This window comes from Corynebacterium sp. L4757, assembly GCF_043673995.1.
Taxonomy (GTDB): Bacteria; Actinomycetota; Actinomycetes; order Mycobacteriales; family Mycobacteriaceae; genus Corynebacterium.
In genome coordinates this window covers 171185-187488 of the sequence record NZ_JBIMEN010000002.1, presented here as the reverse complement: position 1 = coordinate 187488, position 16304 = coordinate 171185, and the positions used below count along the sequence as shown (strand labels likewise).

Sequence of the window (16304 nt, the reverse complement as noted above, 5' to 3'; positions counted from 1 at the left end):
GATATTGGACTGAACAATTGGGAGAAAGGTTCCCCCAGGAGAAGGGCTTAGAAGTTTTCGCTGAGAGTCTTCTTAGACTGCAGAAACCACAGCAGCGAGACGACCAGCGACCTTGCGGGCCTGGACTTCCTCGGCAGCTTCCACCATGACACGGAAAAGTTCTTCCGTACCGGATGGACGCAAAAGGACACGCCCGGATTCGCCGAGCTCTTCTTCAGCTTCAGCAATCGCGGCGCGGACCTCTGGGGAATCCATAATCGCGGACTTATCGGAGACCGGAACGTTGATCAGTACCTGCGGCAAAACGGTCATGACGGAAGCAAGTTCCTTCAAAGACTTACCAGTCTTGGCCATACGTGCCATCAACGACAGACCAGACAGAGTGCCATCACCGGTGGAGCAATCTTCCGGCAAGACGATGTGGCCGGACTGTTCGCCGCCGAGTGAGAAATCACCGCGCAAGAGTTCTTCCACCACGTAGCGGTCGCCGACCTTGGTCTCGCGGACCTCAATGCCCTGTTCCTTCATGGCTAACTTCAAACCCAAATTCGACATGACAGTGGCAACCAACGTGTTGAAACGGAGGTTATTTTCTTCTTTCATGCCCACGGCCAAGATAGCCATAATTTGGTCGCCGTCAACGACATTGCCCTCGGCATCGACAGCCAAGCAGCGGTCAGCGTCACCATCATGAGCAAGGCCCAAGTGTGCGCCATATTCAACTACGGCTTCCTGAGTCTTCTCAATGTGCGTCGAGCCGCAGTTTTCATTGATATTAAAAGCATTTGGCTTATTGTGAATCGGGATGACCTCAGCACCGGCCGCACGGTAGGCCTCAGGCGCCACACGAGAAGCCGCGCCATTGGCAGCGTCCACCACGACTTTCAAGCCTGAGAGGTCCACGGCAACGCTCTCACGTAGGTGCTTGAGGTAGCGATCACGCGCATCAGGAGCTTCCGAAATAATCCGACCCAGCTTCGTGCCGGTCGGGCCAGCCTCACTGAGTTCTTCCATCACTGCTTGGATTTGGTCCTCAATGGAATCGGGAAGCTTACGGCCACCCGCAGTGAAGAACTTAATGCCATTATCTGGCATTGGGTTATGGGAGGCAGAAATCATGACGCCCAGATCCGCCCCATAATCATCAGTCAGATACGCAATAGCCGGAGTTGGCAGCACACCGACCCGCACAACATCCACACCGCGCGATGCCAAACCAGAAGCAATCGCCGCATCCAGCATCTCACCGGACACTCGTGGGTCCCGGCCGATCACAGCTGTTGGGCGCAATTCATAGGATTCACGGTCAGCAGTCAACACTTCCGCTGCTGCTTGGCCCAGCTTCAGCGCCAAAATCGGCGTCAGCTTCTTATTGGCCAAACCACGAACACCGTCAGTTCCAAACAATCGAGTCATAGGAACAATTATGCACGCCTTAGCCCCTATTCGCTGACATAGGGGCAAGAAAAACTAAACAAACCCACCGTGACTTCCCGTAACAGGAAATCGACGATGGGTTTGAAGCAAGCGAAATAAAGATTAACGCTTGGAGTACTGAGGAGCACGACGTGCCTTGTGCAGACCCGCCTTCTTGCGCTCAACTGCACGTGCGTCACGAGTCAGCAGACCAGCCTTCTTCAAGGTGGTGCGATCCGCTGGGTTGTAGATGTTCAACGCACGAGCGATAGCCAGACGCAAAGCGCCGGACTGACCGGTTGGGCCGCCACCGTTAACAGTAACCTTGATGTCGAACTGGTTTTCACGCTCGAGCAAGGTCAAAGGCAGGAGCAGGTCCTGCTGGTGCAGCTTATTCGGGAAGTAGTCATCCAGGGTGCGACCATTAACGGTGATCTCACCGGAACCTGCGATCATGCGTACGCGAGCAACAGCGCGCTTACGACGACCAACAGTCTGGATTGGGCCCTCGTGCAGGACTGGAGCTTCAGCTTCGGTCTCTGCAGATGCCTCTGGAGCAATCGAGTCACCGATGGTGTTGGTGAACTCTTCGGTTGCAGCAGCTGCAGCAGCAATGTCCGCTGCGTCTGCTACGTTGTTCTCGAAGTTCTCGTTATCAGCCATTACTGTGCCACCTGCTTAAGCTCGAAGGTCTCCGGCTTCTGGCCGGCGTATGGGTGCTCTGCGCCGTTGAAGACATGCAGCTTCTTAGCAGAGGAACGGGAAAGCTTGTTGTGTGGCATCATGCCGGTAACAGCTTCTTCGATAACGCGCGCTGGGTTAGCGTCCAGGGACTGGCCCAGGGTCATGGTGCGCAAACCACCTGGGTAACCAGAGTGGCGGTAACGCATTTCACGATCGCGCTTGTTGGAAGAAATGTGAATCTTTTCAGCGTTGATGATGATGACGTGGTCACCACAGTCAACGTTTGGTGCGTACTGAGGCTTGTGCTTGCCGCGCAGAACGTCTGCAACGGTCGAAGCAAGCTTGCCCAGAACCACGTCAGTTGCGTCGATGACGTACCACTTACGGGTAATGTCACCGCTCTTTGGGTGGAAAGTAGACAAAATGACTCCTTGGAGTTGTCTCTCGAGGCTGCCGGCCAGCGCTACGTGCCCATACATGCATCAAACAGCGGCCGGTGGAGACCTGCTGACCATGCGCCGGTTTTAACACAAACCGGCAAAGCACACAGGGGTATAAGCATAATAGTCAGGAGGTCAAAAACCAAAATGCGCAAGAAGAGCCTTTGCTTGCCGATGCAAAGCCCCATGCATCGAGGCAAGCTTTTCAAGCTCTCTTGCGCACAATGTTTATGCAATGTCCCCGCCCGGGACGCTTATGGTGCGTATTTATCCCCAGCTAGCTGCGGCGCGACGGTTGACGTCACTCATGCGGTCATTGGACTGGGAAACGGTTTGAGAAATAGTAGCCAGCACGGTGTTGAGTTCGGCTGCTGCCTTGTCCCACTTGGCCTGTGCCTCATTATATGCTGCGGCGGATTCACCTTCCCACGTGGATGCCATCGGTGCGATAACGCCTTTCAGGTCATCGAGAAGACCGTTGATGCGGGAAGCGCTGGAGTTGATGTCGGCGGCAGCATTAGAGATGGCACCGAATTGATACTTAATTTCGCTCATGGAGTGGATTCCTTTTCTGTCCTTATATATAGGCGAATTGGTATGTCAGTGTGTGTTAGAGTGCGAGGCCGCCGCCGACGTTATTGAAAGCATCCTGGTTCTGGGCCTCCACGTTGTCGAAGTTGCGAGCATTCGAGCGGATATTTTCGCTGATAGTGGTCAGCGCTTCCTGCAGTTGCTGAGAAGATGCGTCATAGCGCTGCATCAGGTTGTCGAAGGACACCTGCGCGCTACCAGTCCAGCTAGCGCGAACGGAATCCACCACGCCCTGCAGACGGACGAGCTCAGCAGCAACTTCATCATTGGTGGTATCAACGCGACCTGCGGTCGCGACCATGACCTCGGCTTCAGTTTTGAAAATCTGACTCATGGGTGAAAGTCCCCTTCTTCCTTCAATGTGGGTGTGTGCGAATAGTTGGTGTTTCAGAAAGTTGCGGTACCCCCTTGGCCGCTTAACTTCCCTAACTACATTGGACTTCGCGCTTATTAGAAAGGTTCCCGTGAAGGTTTAATCAACTTTCTCCACGGATTCTGCTGCCATGCGGCACGCCGCGCGCTGCGCCAAGCTCGGTTCATTGCGGGTATGACAACCAAGCGAAACCTGCTGGTCATCTTCAACCCAGGTGGTCCAGGACACCACAGAATCATCGCCGGGATGTTCCACGTACATCAGCCGCCCATCAGCTTCGCGTGGTTGTGACAAGGTCTCATCGGCGTCAATGTGTGCACGTACCTCAGCAAAGAGGGCGTGGGCTGGCACCGAGTACAGCGGGTCCATGACCATGAGAATGCGCAAGTTCGGGTCATCCCCTGTCGCGGTGACCAACCCATCTTCTTCAACGTGGCTAAAGCCTGCAGGCAGCATCACGCGCAGACCGCCACCTTCGATAATCACATTGGCTGGTGCCACTGTCGTCGGGGTATCAGCCGGCGTGGGTACAGGTGTGGTGGCAGGTGCTGCCGCTGTGGTAGCCGGTGCCGGTTGTGTGGTGTCATCTTCATTTATTTCGGTGTTTGAGCTGCGGATGAGCAACCAAACGACAAGCAGCACGATGATTGCTGCCGCCGCGACCGCACTGATGAGCAGCCACTTGTAGCGGTAGAAGAAGCTGGCTGGTTCATCGACCGGCCGAATGATCGCTTCTTCGTTGTAATTCTCATACTTGGGTACTTCTTCCACCACGCTGAGATGCGTGGTGGCTGCTTCCGTGGCTGGCTCCGTGTCGCGCACCGTAGCAGGCACCGAGGCAGGTTCAGTGACCATCACCTCATGAACTTGCAATTGGCGACGGATAATTTTGACCGCTTCATGTGACATCGGTCCGCCGGAAGAATCCGCAAGAACCACCACGCGCAACTGCGGCCACGGTGCCGGAAACATCTTCTTTACTTGGTCAATGACCCCGCTTAGTGCAGAGCCTTCAACGATGGCGGTGCCAGGAAGATCATAGCGATAAATGGCTTCCGGTCCCTCGAAAATGGTGGCGGTATCCAGCACCGTGATGGTGAGGTCAACGGAGTAGTCGTCATAAGTGGACATGTAGTTTTTATCCTTCGCTTTCTGGCAGCGCTGCTTGGCACAACCCCACCATGTCCGACCCGATTGCCAATTGACCACGGCCGATTGGTTGCGGGGCGGGTTTAATACCGAAAATTGCGCCTTCATCACGTGGGGTGTCCATGACAAAAATCGCAGGCTGGGTATCACGCAATTGCGCAAGGAATTGACCAAAGAGTGCACGCCCAATTCCACCAGCTTTACGTGCGGCGACAATATGCAGGCCGATATCACGCGCATGCGGTAGCAGCTCCACGATTGGCGCTAATGCCATATCACTGACCAGGTCCAAATCATCGATGACCACATAAATATCCGGTCCCGTCCACCAGCTACGTTCAGTCAGTTGCGCTGGGGTGATATCTGGCCCTGGTAGACGCGCGGCAAGCGTCGTTGCTGTATCGCGGAGAACTTTTTCTGTGGCAGCAGACGTCGCCGAATACGCCGCCAGCATGGATTCATCAACGGTGCCCAAATGCGCGCGACGCTGGTCGATGAGCACGATGCGTGCATCCGCTCGATCAAGCTTGCCGATGCCCTGCAGGAGCGTCGCCACCACCGTCGACTTACCCACCCCGGATGTACCCACGATGAAGAAATTGTGCCTGGTATCCCAGGTTTGTGTCTCCAAATCGCGCCCTCCGCGTGCCCACGGAATCCTGATATCTACATCCGGATTACGTTCGAGTTCGGAGCTCGCGTCGGTGGTGACGAGATCGGCGACGGAAAGCGTGGCCGGCAGCATCTTCAGCTCAGGAACTGGAGCAACATGCGTCCACAAGGATTCGATGTGCGCGAGATCTTGACGTGACGTGGCGGCCATCAGCATGCTCTCCCCTTCTGGTGTGATGCCACGGCCAGGTAGATTGGGAAGTTTTTGCTGCTTCTTACGGTCAAAAAGCGAATCCATCGGCTCACCGAGTTTCAGCTCCAAACGCTCAGTGATGAGGTCGCGGATGGCAGGACGCATCGTCGTCCAGCGTGGCGTCGAGATAATCACGTGCACCCGCGCCGAGGGGCCGTCAACTGCCAGTCTCGTTATGGGCTCGGAAAGATCCTCAAAATCAGCGCCGGCGACACCCATATGGTGCCAGCCATCAATGACAAGATAGGTATGCCGGGATTCGGGGTGTTCCACCAGCCCCATAACTTCATCGATGACACGGCGGACTTTTTCTTCTTCATGCCGCCCCGCCACCGCCGCGACATGCGGCAGACGGTTCAGACCGCTTAACTGCCCGCCACCTAAATCAATGACATAAAAGCGCAGGAAATCCGGTGAGTAAGCCGCAGCCAGCGACGCCACTATGGTGAGCAGCGCCATCGACTTTCCAGATTGCGGGCCACCACAAATAGCCATATGACCCGATGAGAGATTGACGAGCAACTGATCCTGTCGCTGGTAAAAGGGCCGGTCAATGATACCGACCGGCGCGTGAATCTGTCCGTCGCCTGGCGGCGAGAAATCCACCGCCACCGCCGGCAATTCAATGGCCGGTGGCAAAGGCGCCAGCCACACGCGGTGCGCCTTAAGCCCCCTCCTTGCGGCTTCCTCACGCGTGGCATCGACAACTTCGGCCAAAAGCGTCGTGGAATCATCAATGTAGGTCTCCACCTTAATTGGCTCCGCGGTCTCTTCATCCCAGCCAGTAAATTCTGAAATCGGTAGACGCTCAGCTCCCGGTGCATCGTGTACGGCCGCTTCCCGCGGCAGCCCGCCGGAGACATAAAAGGCCTGGAAACGTGCAAGCGCATCCGCATCGGTCTTCAAATAGCCAGCGCCCGGTTCGGCCGGCAAATGGTACGCATCAGAAACCCCAAGCACCTGACGTGATTCCGCCGCTGAAAATGTTTTCAGACCAATCCGATAAGACAGGTGCGAATCCAGTCCACGCAATCTGCCCTCTTCCAGCCGCTGTGAGGCAAGCAAAAGGTGCACATGCAAAGAACGTCCCAACCGGCCCACGGCAACAAAAAGTTCGGCAAAATCCGGGTGCTGCATGAGCAATTCAGAAAACTCATCCACCACAATCACCAATGCCGGAAGCGCCGGTAAATCATCACGGCCAGAGAGCCGCGCCGTGGTGTAATCAGTGACATTGGCGAAGTTTCCTGCATCGCGCAAGATTTCCTGACGGCGGTTCATCTCACCCGAAATGGCATCATACATGCGCTCCACCAGGGCTGATTCATCCTCCAGGTTGGTAATCACTGCTGCGGTGTGGGGCAAATGATCGCAGCCTAAAAAGGTGGCGCCACCCTTAAAATCCACCAGTACAAAATTCAGCTCATCTGGGCTATGCGTTGCAGCGAGTGACACCACAATAGTTCGCAGTGCCTCCGATTTACCTGATCCTGTAGCACCAATACATAACCCATGCGGTCCCATGCCGCCCTGAGCAGACTCCTTCAAATCCAGCATGACCGGCAACTTCGACGGCGACAGCCCAATGGGGACTGCCAACCGCGCCGCGCCGCGGCGCCCCGGCCACAACGCCGGCCCTGTCATCTCAGCAACATCCCCAAAGCCCAAAAGACCAAGCAGGTCATCGCGGGTATGAGCCGAAGTCACCTCAGGACGCGAAAACCGGGCCAGCGCACGCGCACCCACAATCGCCTCAGCTTCGCTGACGTCATCGGCACGACCAAGCTCCTCTGCGCCATCAGAGGTCAGCACGGTGAGGGAGGCATCGGCAAGCAAAACTAGCCCCTCCTGTTCGGCGCGAACGCCCAACGCCGTAGTCCGACGTGAAGAGATATCAATGATGCAATCAACGTCCGGGTCATCCATGAACGGCTCCAAGCCAGTGGTCGTGGTGTCATCAACCAGAAGACACACAAAGTGCGCCTGCTGGGGTGCGCGTGCATGCGGCAACCACTTCAACCATTCCCAACCCTGGCCAATGCTGCGGAAACCAATCGCTTCTGGCCCATGAAAAGTCGCCAGTTGCAAGACCATAGCGCGTGCCAACTCACGGGCATTGTCCCCGGTGATGCCCAGAAACCTGAATGCCTGAAGCTGCAGCGTGATCGGCATATCCGCCACCGTTGACACTGCCGCCAGCGTGTGCCGCAAACTCACCGCGCACACCGGATCCAAATCTTCTGTCGCGCCAGATTCGGAAACATTAATGGGCGTGCTCAGCGTCGCAGAGCCAATACCAACGCGCACCTCATAAGCATCGTCGTCACTGGTCTGCCGCTCCCACATGCGCGTGGTGCCAGCCAGCTGCACCAGATCCCTGGGCGCCGGATGATGGTGCAGCGCATTTTTACGTTGTGCCTGCCCATTCTTTAACGCTGCCTCCCGCAACGAACCCAGATGGCGCAGATAGGTCCGCCGCGACTCATCCGGATCTTGGCCTGATTGTGGGTTAAACATCATGGCCATAGATGCGATCATCATCATGGGAAACATCAGCATCATCGGATTTGGCGCGCCATTCGATGTCAGAATCATCATCGCGACCATCGCCAGCATGACCACCACCATGATGAGCGGCATCAGAATCCGCATGAGCGAAATCGGTTGCGGCTTGATGGCTTGCGGTACCGGTTCGGCGTCCAGGTTGCCCGATGGTAATGCTGGTGGTTCATCACGCAGCGCAAATGAAATTGGATCAACGATCTGCAAAATATTCCCCCTTCTTCCCCCGAAGAAGCTCAATCGTCCCAGTTAAGTGGACATGTATATATTAAGTAAGCCACAATAGAGCCGGTGGGGCAAGACCTAGGCCCACGGATGATTATTTCGGGGGAAATATGAGCTTTTCACAAAGCGTGCGTTTAACCGTGCGCCTGCATGCGGGGGATTTTAAGAAAGAGGCTGATTTAGCGCTGCCGGTGTCATCCTCGCTGGGTGAGTTGATGGCGGAGTTGGTGGATTTTATCGGCGCACCGGAATCAACGGTGCCGTGGCGTGCAACAACGCCGGCGGGGCGTCCGGTGGATCAATTGGCGCCGCTGTCGCACACGCAGCTTGCCGATGGCTCCCTACTCGTCATCAGTCCCGCCGAAGACTTACCGGCGCCGGTCATTCGTGATTCCGCGGAGTCCCTGGTTTTCGCAGGCCACGAAGGTTCTACGCGCGGGATTCTCACGATGTGGGTCACCGCTGCCCTTCTGTGTCTCGCCGTGGTCGTAGGGTCTGTGGCCTCGGATATCCCATCCGGTGCGGTTGCAGCAGGCGCCTGCGCGGTGGTCATGGGCGGGCTGATTCTAGCGGTGTGGCACCGTGGCTTATCGTTGGCGTGGCTGCTTATTACAGCTGGTGCTCTTGCAGCAGGCGCAGTAGTGGCGGGCTGGCCGATTGTTGATGAGCATTCCTTGCGTTTAGGGTTCTTCGCGTCGGCCGTGGGTGCTACGGTGATGGCGTTAGTCTGTCATGTGCTGGCGATTGCACATCCGCGCACCACAGGTGCAGCTGCAACAATATCTCTACTATTACTGGTCGCGGGGCTCACCCTACCCGGCAGCGCCGGCGCGGTAATTGGAATATCCGTGGTGTTAGTGGCGTTTGCACCGGGGATATCCACGATGATGGCAGGCCTTCGCGTGCCACAGCTTCCGACCGCCGGCCAAGACTTAGACATCTCCGATGAGCAAGCTCCGGATATTGATGACCGCTCCCGACGCGCGCATTTCCTCTATGAGGGCATATGCTTTGCAATCGCGCTCATGGCGGCGATGGCGCTGGGATATCTGGCGCTGACCTCTACGCCGCGGCTGATCGTGACCGTGATGTTGTGCCTAACGCTGTGTGCGGCGGTGTTATTGCATGGGGCGCGGCATCGGCAAGCGCATGCATTGTGGTCGCTGATGGCACTCGCGGTCATCGCAGCTGTCGCTGCGCCCATCGCGGTAGTCGTAGCTAGTGCCCACGGTCCAATTCACCCGAGCCTGTGGATCGCGGCGTGCTTTCCGATATTCGCCGCACTGCCCTCACCGTGGTGGTCCCCACTGGTGCAGCGAGCGACACCAACCACGATTCAATGGTTCGAACGTCTCGAGGCCATTGCCCTAGTTGCTACATTGCCGCTGGCTGCGCACGTGGCGGGACTCTTCGAATTCATCCGGGGTTTGGGATGATGCAACGGTTATTGTTGCGACGGGCGGTCATGGTCGCTGTGGCGGCGCTGGCGATATCTTTAATTCCGGTAACACCCTTGTGGCTGGGAACAGCCGCAGCGCAAGATACAGCGTGCGCTCACCCAGTGGGATCCGCACAACCACCGTCTTTTAGTCCTGATCAGCAGGGTTACCGCGACAGGCTGCATAATCTTGCGACCGGCCGTGGAATTACTGTGGCGATTATTGATACCGGCGTCTTTGCCCATGAGCAGTTTTCGGTGCTGGACGCTGGGCCGGACTTTGTGACTCCAGATGCGCCAGATTCGCTACATGACTGCGATATTCACGGCTCAGTGGTGGCCAGCATCATCGGCGCGCGCGATATGGGTATTGCGCCGAATGCGCGCTTGGTCTCCATTCGGCAGACGTCTCAGCATTACCGTTCTGCGCCCGGAACAGAAAGCACAGGCTCATTAGCAAGCATGGCGCAAGGTATTGATGCCGCCGTTGACGCTGGCGCGCGCGTAATTAGTTTATCGGTGGTCGCATGCCTGTCCCCTGCTGATGCCGAGCGGCTAGATTCAGCCGAGCTGAAAGCAGCACTCCAGAAAGCAGAGCAGGCAGGGACAGTGGTGGTGGCGTCCGCTGGCAATATTGACGGTGACTGTGAAGCAGGAATGGTGGCCTACCCGGGCGTAGAAGATACCGTCATCACGGTGGCAGCGCTTACCGATGCCTATACCCTCGCCGACTATTCCCTTCCCGTCACCGACGGCGACTGGGTGAGCGCGCCAGGTACTGCACAAGTCGCGATTCATCCCAATGGCGAAGGCTGGATGCGGGCCGCGGTGAAAGATGGCGGCGAACGCGAATTCCATGGCACCAGCTATGCCACGCCCACTGTGAGTGGAACCGTTGCGTTGATGCTGGAGCGCAATCCGCGGCTAAGTCCTCAGGAAGTGCGCTCGATAGTTTACAGCTCGGCGCAATCAGCTCATCGGGTGCTCGACCCGCTGGCAGCGTTGACTCACATGCCGATGCAAGAGAGCACTGCGCAACGCCACGTTGCCATAGAGGCTCCGGCTGACGCTGATGCCGGCGCGCAGCGAAGACTCAATCGCATGCTCATTGTCAGTGGTGCAGGGCTTGTCTTCGCACTATTTCTCGGCGGTGTTCTTAGTAGCTGGCTTCAAGCGCGCGATCGCGAGAAAGCGGCGTTGCCTCCGGCAGCAACCGGATAATCGGCCAGGCAGCTTCTTCCACCGCGATGCCCAATGAGTTCACCGCCGCCGCATCCTCGACCTCGTGGCGGCGGCCAGTTTCATTAATCACGTGGACACCATAACCAGTATCAGCAGCGACCGCACCGCCGGGCAGGCCCGCGAAATGCGAAGCTGCACCATCGCCAGATAGCTCCACCAGGGAGTCTATAGGAGCAACGGCGACCGCGTGCCCCTCGGTATTTGCGCACAGCCACGCGGTGTCATCCATCAAGCTAGGAATGGTTGTGGGTAGGGCGTCAAGGTCGGTGGAGGGGGCATCGGCAAGCGCTGCAAGCTCTGCTTCTCTGACTGCGCGCGCTGGCCGCGACGCTGCCTCCAGCATCGCAGCCTGAGTCTTCGTGAGTGCATATACCCCGCCATCGACCTCCGCCCACGCATCATTGCCGGCATATAACAGCGTGGTCTGCGGCAAGCGGATGGGCGGGTTCTCCGTGAAAGTATTGAGGAACTCAGCTGAGACCTCACGTGGGTTATCCAGCTTCAATATGCGACGAACTATGCGGCCCTCATCACTGGTCGCGCTAGGTAAACCTACCCGACCGCGTGGTGTGATGAGCCACTCCTGGCCTTCGTGCGTGAGATACGCTGCCGTCGGTTCGGCCACAGGCATCAGGTCATGCCCGGTGGACACAATCAGCTGGTTGGGCGCCTCCTCATCGAGACCGGGCGGGGTAGGAAACTCCGCTTCCGGAGCATCTTCTGGCATGATGCAGGCAGCCCAGGTATTGGGCTGCGCGGGGGCAAGCGGGTCAAAATCTTGCGGCGCGGCGAGCGCAATCGGCGCATCCGGAATCCCCACAGGCGTTCCCAGCGCCATATTCTCTAGGGCCGATTCTCCGATACTGACTGGTTCTGCCGCTTCCCCGAGAATCAACCGCGCTGACACCACATTTGCCACTGGATGAAGTGAGTCATCCACGCGGACATATAGCTGCGACTGTTCAGAGCGCATCAGCATGGCCTCGCCTGGATTCGGATCTGGCCGTAGCCACGCGAGTAGACCTGAACCAGCTGCGATGAGAACCACGGCAATGGTGCCGAGGATCAACGCGCGACGCCGGGCCGCCAGCGGATCATGGATCATGCGGATGTCGCCGAGCACCAAAGCATGCTGCATGCGGCGAACCAAAAATTTATGCCCCGAAACCTGGGCTTTTGTTGTAGGTACAAATCTAGACACGTGAAAAGCTCTCCCCCCGAATAGCTTTTACTAGATTAGCGGGTTTAGCTGCGTTTGTCCCGCGTAATCAATGCGCGCGCGGCGAGTTCATCATCAGCAGGATAATCCACGCCGACCAGGGAGAGGCCTTTTGCCGCGGCCACGGGAATCGAGGAGGAACGCTCCAACTCAGCCAGCATTGCCTCCACGAAGTTAATCTCGCGCCGGCCCTCCCCCACGGCGAGGCAACATCCGACGAGTGAGCGCACCATCGACCAACAAAAGGCATCGGCGCTCACGTGTGCTTCGTAGAGGTGGGGCTCGGTCGGCGTCGATACATCATGCCAAGTAAAGGCCTGTAAATCACGAATCGTGGTGGCATTCGGTTTGGCTTTACAGAAAGCCGCGAAATCATGCAGCCCAACCAACGTGGTTGCAGCTTCTTGCATGGCATTGATATCCACCGCGCGCGTCCACGTGGCTGTATCGCGCACGCGCGTGGGCAATGGACCGGCTGGGTCCGTGGTGATGCGATAGACATAATGACGCCGCAGCGCCGAAAAGCGCGCATCGAAGCCCGGGGGTGCAAAAGAGACGTTATGAATACGGATGTCCTCATCCGTGAGCTTCGCTAGCCGACGCACCAACTTCGCCGGATCTCCATCGATGCTGCGCTGAGCAAGCCCTGCTACTGGCACATCAGCGTGGGCGACCTGACCGGCAGCATGCACACCAGCATCGGTGCGCCCCGCGACGGTGAGCTCAATGGGGTGTCGGAAAATCATCGACAAGCATTGCTCAAGATGCCCTTGTACCGTGCGCAAACCGCCTTTCTGGCTCGCCCACCCATGGAAATCGGTGCCATCATAAGCGAGATCAAAACGCAGCCGGACAAACTCTTCATGCACAGTCATAGCTCGCCATTCTACCCCCACATGAGGGCGATTGGAGGAACCTGTGAGCCCGTTTCTTTCCGCTGGGCATTGTTCACAGGAATGAAAATAGCTTTAAATAAGGTGGACTCGTCACCCAAACGATGGGTGGACAGGTGGGTCGGCGCTATTGCAATAATGGTGAGCAAGCACGGAGCACTCAAGTCGCTTTCGTGCATGAATCTTTCAACAAGGCTGGAAGGAAATACAGCACAATGAAGAAGTTCAAGAAGTTTACCGCCACTGCATCCGCAGCGGCTCTGCTGGGCGCAGGCGCCATGACCGCACCTGCTGCGTACGCACAAGAAGAAGGTTCTGCTGAGGGCGTCACCGAGTCTTCAGAGAACTCTGATACCTCAGACTCCTCCGAGTCTTCTGACTCCACTGATTCCGCTGAGTCTTCCGAATCCTCCTCCGGTGAAGGTGAAGAAGGCGAGGCATCCTCCGAGCTTCAGGGTTCCAGCGATGAGCTCTCCTCCACCGAGGAAGGCGCAGAGGGCGAATCCGACCTTTCCTCCAACTTCCCAGGCTCTTCCACCGCTGATGGCGAAGAAGGCACCGAAGAGGGCTCCTCCGAAGAACAGCAGGCCCTGCTCGGCGTAGGCATCTTCGCGGCAATTGCAGGCGGCATCGCATCCTTCCTGCCTCAGATCAAGGACCAACTTCCTTCCCAGGTACAGCAGCTGATTCCTTAAACCTCAATCGGGCAGCGCTGTGAAGTCAGGGTGATTCCGGCGCGCACAATTGAGATCTCCTTATGTGTCAGGCTCAGGCCCACATCGTATCGCGGCGGTGTGGGCCTGAGCCAGTTTTTGCATCGGCAGGCAATGCAGCGCAAAGCTAAAGGCCGTGCCACACCATAATGGTGGGCACGGCCTTTAGGGATTAAAAGGTATTAGAGAATTACTTCTCTTCTTCCTTGGTCTCCTCAGCTGGGGTTTCCTCTACTGCGGTTTCTTCTGCCGGGGTCTCCTCGACAGCTTCTTCCTCAGCTTTCTTGGAAGCAGCCGCGCGGGTTGCACGGGATGCCTCTGCAGAAACGGTCTCCTCCAGAACCAGAGAAATCTGGGACATAGGAGCGTTGTCGCCGGAACGGTTGTCCAGCTTGATGGTGCGGGTGTAGCCACCAGCACGGTTTTCAAACTTAGGCGCCAACTCGTCGAACAGGTACGCAACAACATCCTTGTGAGGGATGAGCTTCAGTACGGAACGACGGTCAGCCAGGGTTCCACCCTTAGCCTTGGTGATGATCTTCTCAGCGTAAGGACGAAGCAGCTTCGCCTTCGCGTCGGTGGTCTTGATAGCGCCGTGCTCGAACAGGCTAGCTGCCAAGTTGCTCAGCAGGTGAGCCTGCTGCTTAGCGGAGCCGCCGAGACGGGCACCCTTCTTAGGGGTAGGCATTTAAGTACTCCTCGTGTGCGGATTAGGTAGAGCGCGCGACCAAGCTACTGCTCGGTCTAGCACAATTGCTATTTACTCGGATTCAGCCGGATCTTTGAAGTCACCGGTTTCAGCGTCGTAGCCTTCAAGCTGGGTTGGATCAAAGTCCTCAGGGGTGTCCTTGAGGGCCAAGTTCAAGTTAGCCAGCTTAATCTTCACCTCGTTGATGGACTTCTGTCCAAAGTTACGGATATCCAACAGATCCGACTCGGTGCACTCTGCGAGCTCACCAACGGTGTGGATTTCCTGACGCTTCAAGCAGTTATAAGAACGAACGGAGAAATTCAAGTCCTCAATTGGCATGCCATAAGCAGCGATGTACTCGGACTCCTGAGGGGATGGTCCGATCTCGATGCCCTCGGCAGCGGTGTTCAGCTCACGAGCCAGGCCGAAGAGCTCGACCAGGGTGCCGCCAGCAGAAGCCAGGGCGTCGCGTGCAGAAATAGAGTTCTTGGTTTCCACGTCGACGATCAACTTGTCAAAGTCGGTGCGCTGCTCAACACGAGTAGCTTCAACCTTGTAAGAAACCTTCAGCACTGGGGAGTAAATCTGGTCAACCGGAATGCGTCCGATGTCACCAGAAGTTGGTGCTGCAGGAACGTAGCCGCGGCCACGCTCGACGACGAGTTCCATGTCCAACTTCGCGTTCTCAGTCAAGCTTGCGATGTGCAGATCCGGGTTGTGGATCTCAACACCAGCTGGAGGCTGAATGTCGCCAGCAGTGACTGCGCCTGGACCTTCCTTGCTCAAGTACATAACAACAGGCTCGTCGGAGTCCGAGGACAAAACGAGGCTCTTGATGTTCAAGATGAGCTCAGAAACGTCTTCCTTCACACCGTTGATGGTGGTGAACTCGTGCAACACGCCATCAATCTTGATGGAGGTTACTGCCGCACCAGGGATGGAGGACAAAAGAGTACGGCGCAGGGAGTTACCGATGGTGTAGCCGAAACCTGGCTCCAGTGGTTCGAAAACGAAACGGGAGCGCGAGGAATCGATGAACTCCTCGGTAACCTGTGGGCGCTGTGAAATAAGCATGGAACTTCTCCTTGTCGGCGACCGCTATTTGACGCCGGTAGAGGGTGAAAATTATTGAAGGATATCGAATGAATCCTGCGACAACCGCACTGTGCCGGGCTTGGCACCGTACGGTTAAACAGTTTACTTCGAGTAAAGCTCGACGATGAGCTGCTCTTGCAGTGGGACGTCGATCTGAGCGCGCTCGGGCAGCTGGTGCACGAGGATGCGCAGGGTTTCAGGAACAACCTGGATCCAAGCTGGAACAACAGCTTCACCAAGACGATCCTGAGCCTCTTCGAACCATTCCATCTTCTGGGAACGCTCGCGGACATCGATGATGTCGTACTGCGAAACGCGGTGAGAAGGAACGTTGGTCTTCTTGCCGTTCACGGTGAAGTGACCGTGGGAGACAAGCTGACGTGCCTGACGACGAGTACGTGCCAGACCTGCGCGGTAGACAACATTGTCAAGGCGGGATTCCAGCAGGACAACCAAGTTGTCGCCGGTCTTGCCTGGCTGACGGTTTGCCTCTACGTAGTAGCGACGGAACTGACGCTCCAGCACACCGTAGGTGTACTTTGCCTTCTGCTTCTCCTGGAGCTGCAGCAGGTACTCAGATTCCTTGATACGGTTTCGGCCAGCCTGTCCCGGTGGGTATGGGCGGCGTTCGAATGCCATATCGCCACCGACCAAGTCGACGCGAAGACGGCGGGATACACGAGTAGCGGGGCCGGTATAACGAGCCAT

The 16304-nt window shown here is 57.0% G+C and carries 15 protein-coding genes; 3 read left to right on the top strand and 12 right to left on the bottom strand.

Going from position 1 to position 16304, the window contains the following annotated elements:
• Positions 1-72: 72 nt before the first annotated feature.
• The 7 genes from glmM to eccCa all read right to left on the bottom strand — a co-directional run bounded on the left by glmM (position 73) and on the right by eccCa (position 8287).
• On the bottom strand, positions 73-1416 hold the full coding sequence (glmM, locus tag ACG98I_RS03350; protein WP_394718383.1) for a phosphoglucosamine mutase: 1344 nt from the start codon (positions 1414-1416) through the stop codon (positions 73-75).
• Positions 1417-1539: 123 nt separating this feature from the next.
• Positions 1540-2079: a 30S ribosomal protein S9 gene (gene rpsI / locus ACG98I_RS03345; RefSeq protein ID WP_394718381.1), complete on the bottom strand. Its 540-nt coding sequence runs from the start codon at positions 2077-2079 to the stop codon at positions 1540-1542.
• On the bottom strand, positions 2079-2522 hold the full coding sequence (rplM, locus tag ACG98I_RS03340) for a 50S ribosomal protein L13 (RefSeq protein ID WP_394718380.1): 444 nt from the start codon (positions 2520-2522) through the stop codon (positions 2079-2081). Before rplM ends, rpsI begins: the two co-directional genes overlap by 1 nt.
• A gap of 285 nt (positions 2523-2807) precedes the next feature.
• Complete coding sequence (locus ACG98I_RS03335; protein WP_394718378.1) at positions 2808-3095, bottom strand: WXG100 family type VII secretion target; 288 nt, start codon at positions 3093-3095, stop codon at positions 2808-2810.
• Between the two features lie 55 nt (positions 3096-3150).
• Positions 3151-3465: a WXG100 family type VII secretion target gene (locus ACG98I_RS03330; protein WP_394718376.1), complete on the bottom strand. Its 315-nt coding sequence runs from the start codon at positions 3463-3465 to the stop codon at positions 3151-3153.
• 138 nt (positions 3466-3603) lie between these two features.
• Positions 3604-4635 (bottom strand): type VII secretion-associated protein, encoded by a 1032-nt coding sequence (locus tag ACG98I_RS03325; protein ID WP_394718374.1) that lies wholly within the window; start codon positions 4633-4635, stop codon positions 3604-3606.
• A gap of 7 nt (positions 4636-4642) precedes the next feature.
• Positions 4643-8287 (bottom strand): type VII secretion protein EccCa, encoded by a 3645-nt coding sequence (gene eccCa / locus ACG98I_RS03320; RefSeq protein ID WP_394718372.1) that lies wholly within the window; start codon positions 8285-8287, stop codon positions 4643-4645.
• Positions 8288-8415: 128 nt separating this feature from the next.
• Between eccCa and eccD the strand changes: the two genes are divergently transcribed.
• Together eccD and ACG98I_RS03310 are read left to right on the top strand one after the other, a co-directional pair.
• The gene (eccD, locus tag ACG98I_RS03315; RefSeq protein ID WP_394718370.1) at positions 8416-9741 is read left to right on the top strand and encodes a type VII secretion integral membrane protein EccD; all 1326 of its coding nucleotides are present in this window, start codon (positions 8416-8418) and stop codon (positions 9739-9741) included.
• The gene (locus ACG98I_RS03310; protein WP_394718369.1) at positions 9741-10964 is read left to right on the top strand and encodes a S8 family serine peptidase; all 1224 of its coding nucleotides are present in this window, start codon (positions 9741-9743) and stop codon (positions 10962-10964) included. Before eccD ends, ACG98I_RS03310 begins: the two co-directional genes overlap by 1 nt.
• Here ACG98I_RS03310 and eccB read toward each other — a convergent pair.
• Together eccB and truA are read right to left on the bottom strand one after the other, a co-directional pair.
• Entirely contained in the window at positions 10900-12186 is a 1287-nt protein-coding gene (gene eccB, locus ACG98I_RS03305) for a type VII secretion protein EccB (RefSeq protein ID WP_394718367.1), read from the bottom strand. The genes ACG98I_RS03310 and eccB overlap by 65 nt on opposite strands.
• Positions 12187-12230: 44 nt before the next feature.
• The gene (gene truA, locus ACG98I_RS03300) at positions 12231-13079 is read right to left on the bottom strand and encodes a tRNA pseudouridine(38-40) synthase TruA (protein WP_394718365.1); all 849 of its coding nucleotides are present in this window, start codon (positions 13077-13079) and stop codon (positions 12231-12233) included.
• Between the two features lie 233 nt (positions 13080-13312).
• Between truA and ACG98I_RS03295 the strand changes: the two genes are divergently transcribed.
• Positions 13313-13792, top strand: coding sequence for a hypothetical protein (locus ACG98I_RS03295; protein ID WP_394718363.1), 480 nt, complete (start codon positions 13313-13315; stop codon positions 13790-13792).
• A 208-nt stretch (positions 13793-14000) separates the two neighbouring features.
• On the opposite strand, the gene rplQ is transcribed toward ACG98I_RS03295, so the two are convergent.
• The 3 genes from rplQ to rpsD all read right to left on the bottom strand — a co-directional run bounded on the left by rplQ (position 14001) and on the right by rpsD (position 16304).
• Complete coding sequence (gene rplQ / locus ACG98I_RS03290; RefSeq protein ID WP_394718361.1) at positions 14001-14498, bottom strand: 50S ribosomal protein L17; 498 nt, start codon at positions 14496-14498, stop codon at positions 14001-14003.
• Between the two features lie 72 nt (positions 14499-14570).
• Positions 14571-15575, bottom strand: a complete 1005-nt coding sequence (locus tag ACG98I_RS03285; protein ID WP_394718359.1) for a DNA-directed RNA polymerase subunit alpha — start codon at positions 15573-15575, stop codon at positions 14571-14573.
• A 123-nt stretch (positions 15576-15698) separates the two neighbouring features.
• The gene (gene rpsD / locus ACG98I_RS03280) at positions 15699-16304 is read right to left on the bottom strand and encodes a 30S ribosomal protein S4 (protein ID WP_394718357.1); all 606 of its coding nucleotides are present in this window, start codon (positions 16302-16304) and stop codon (positions 15699-15701) included.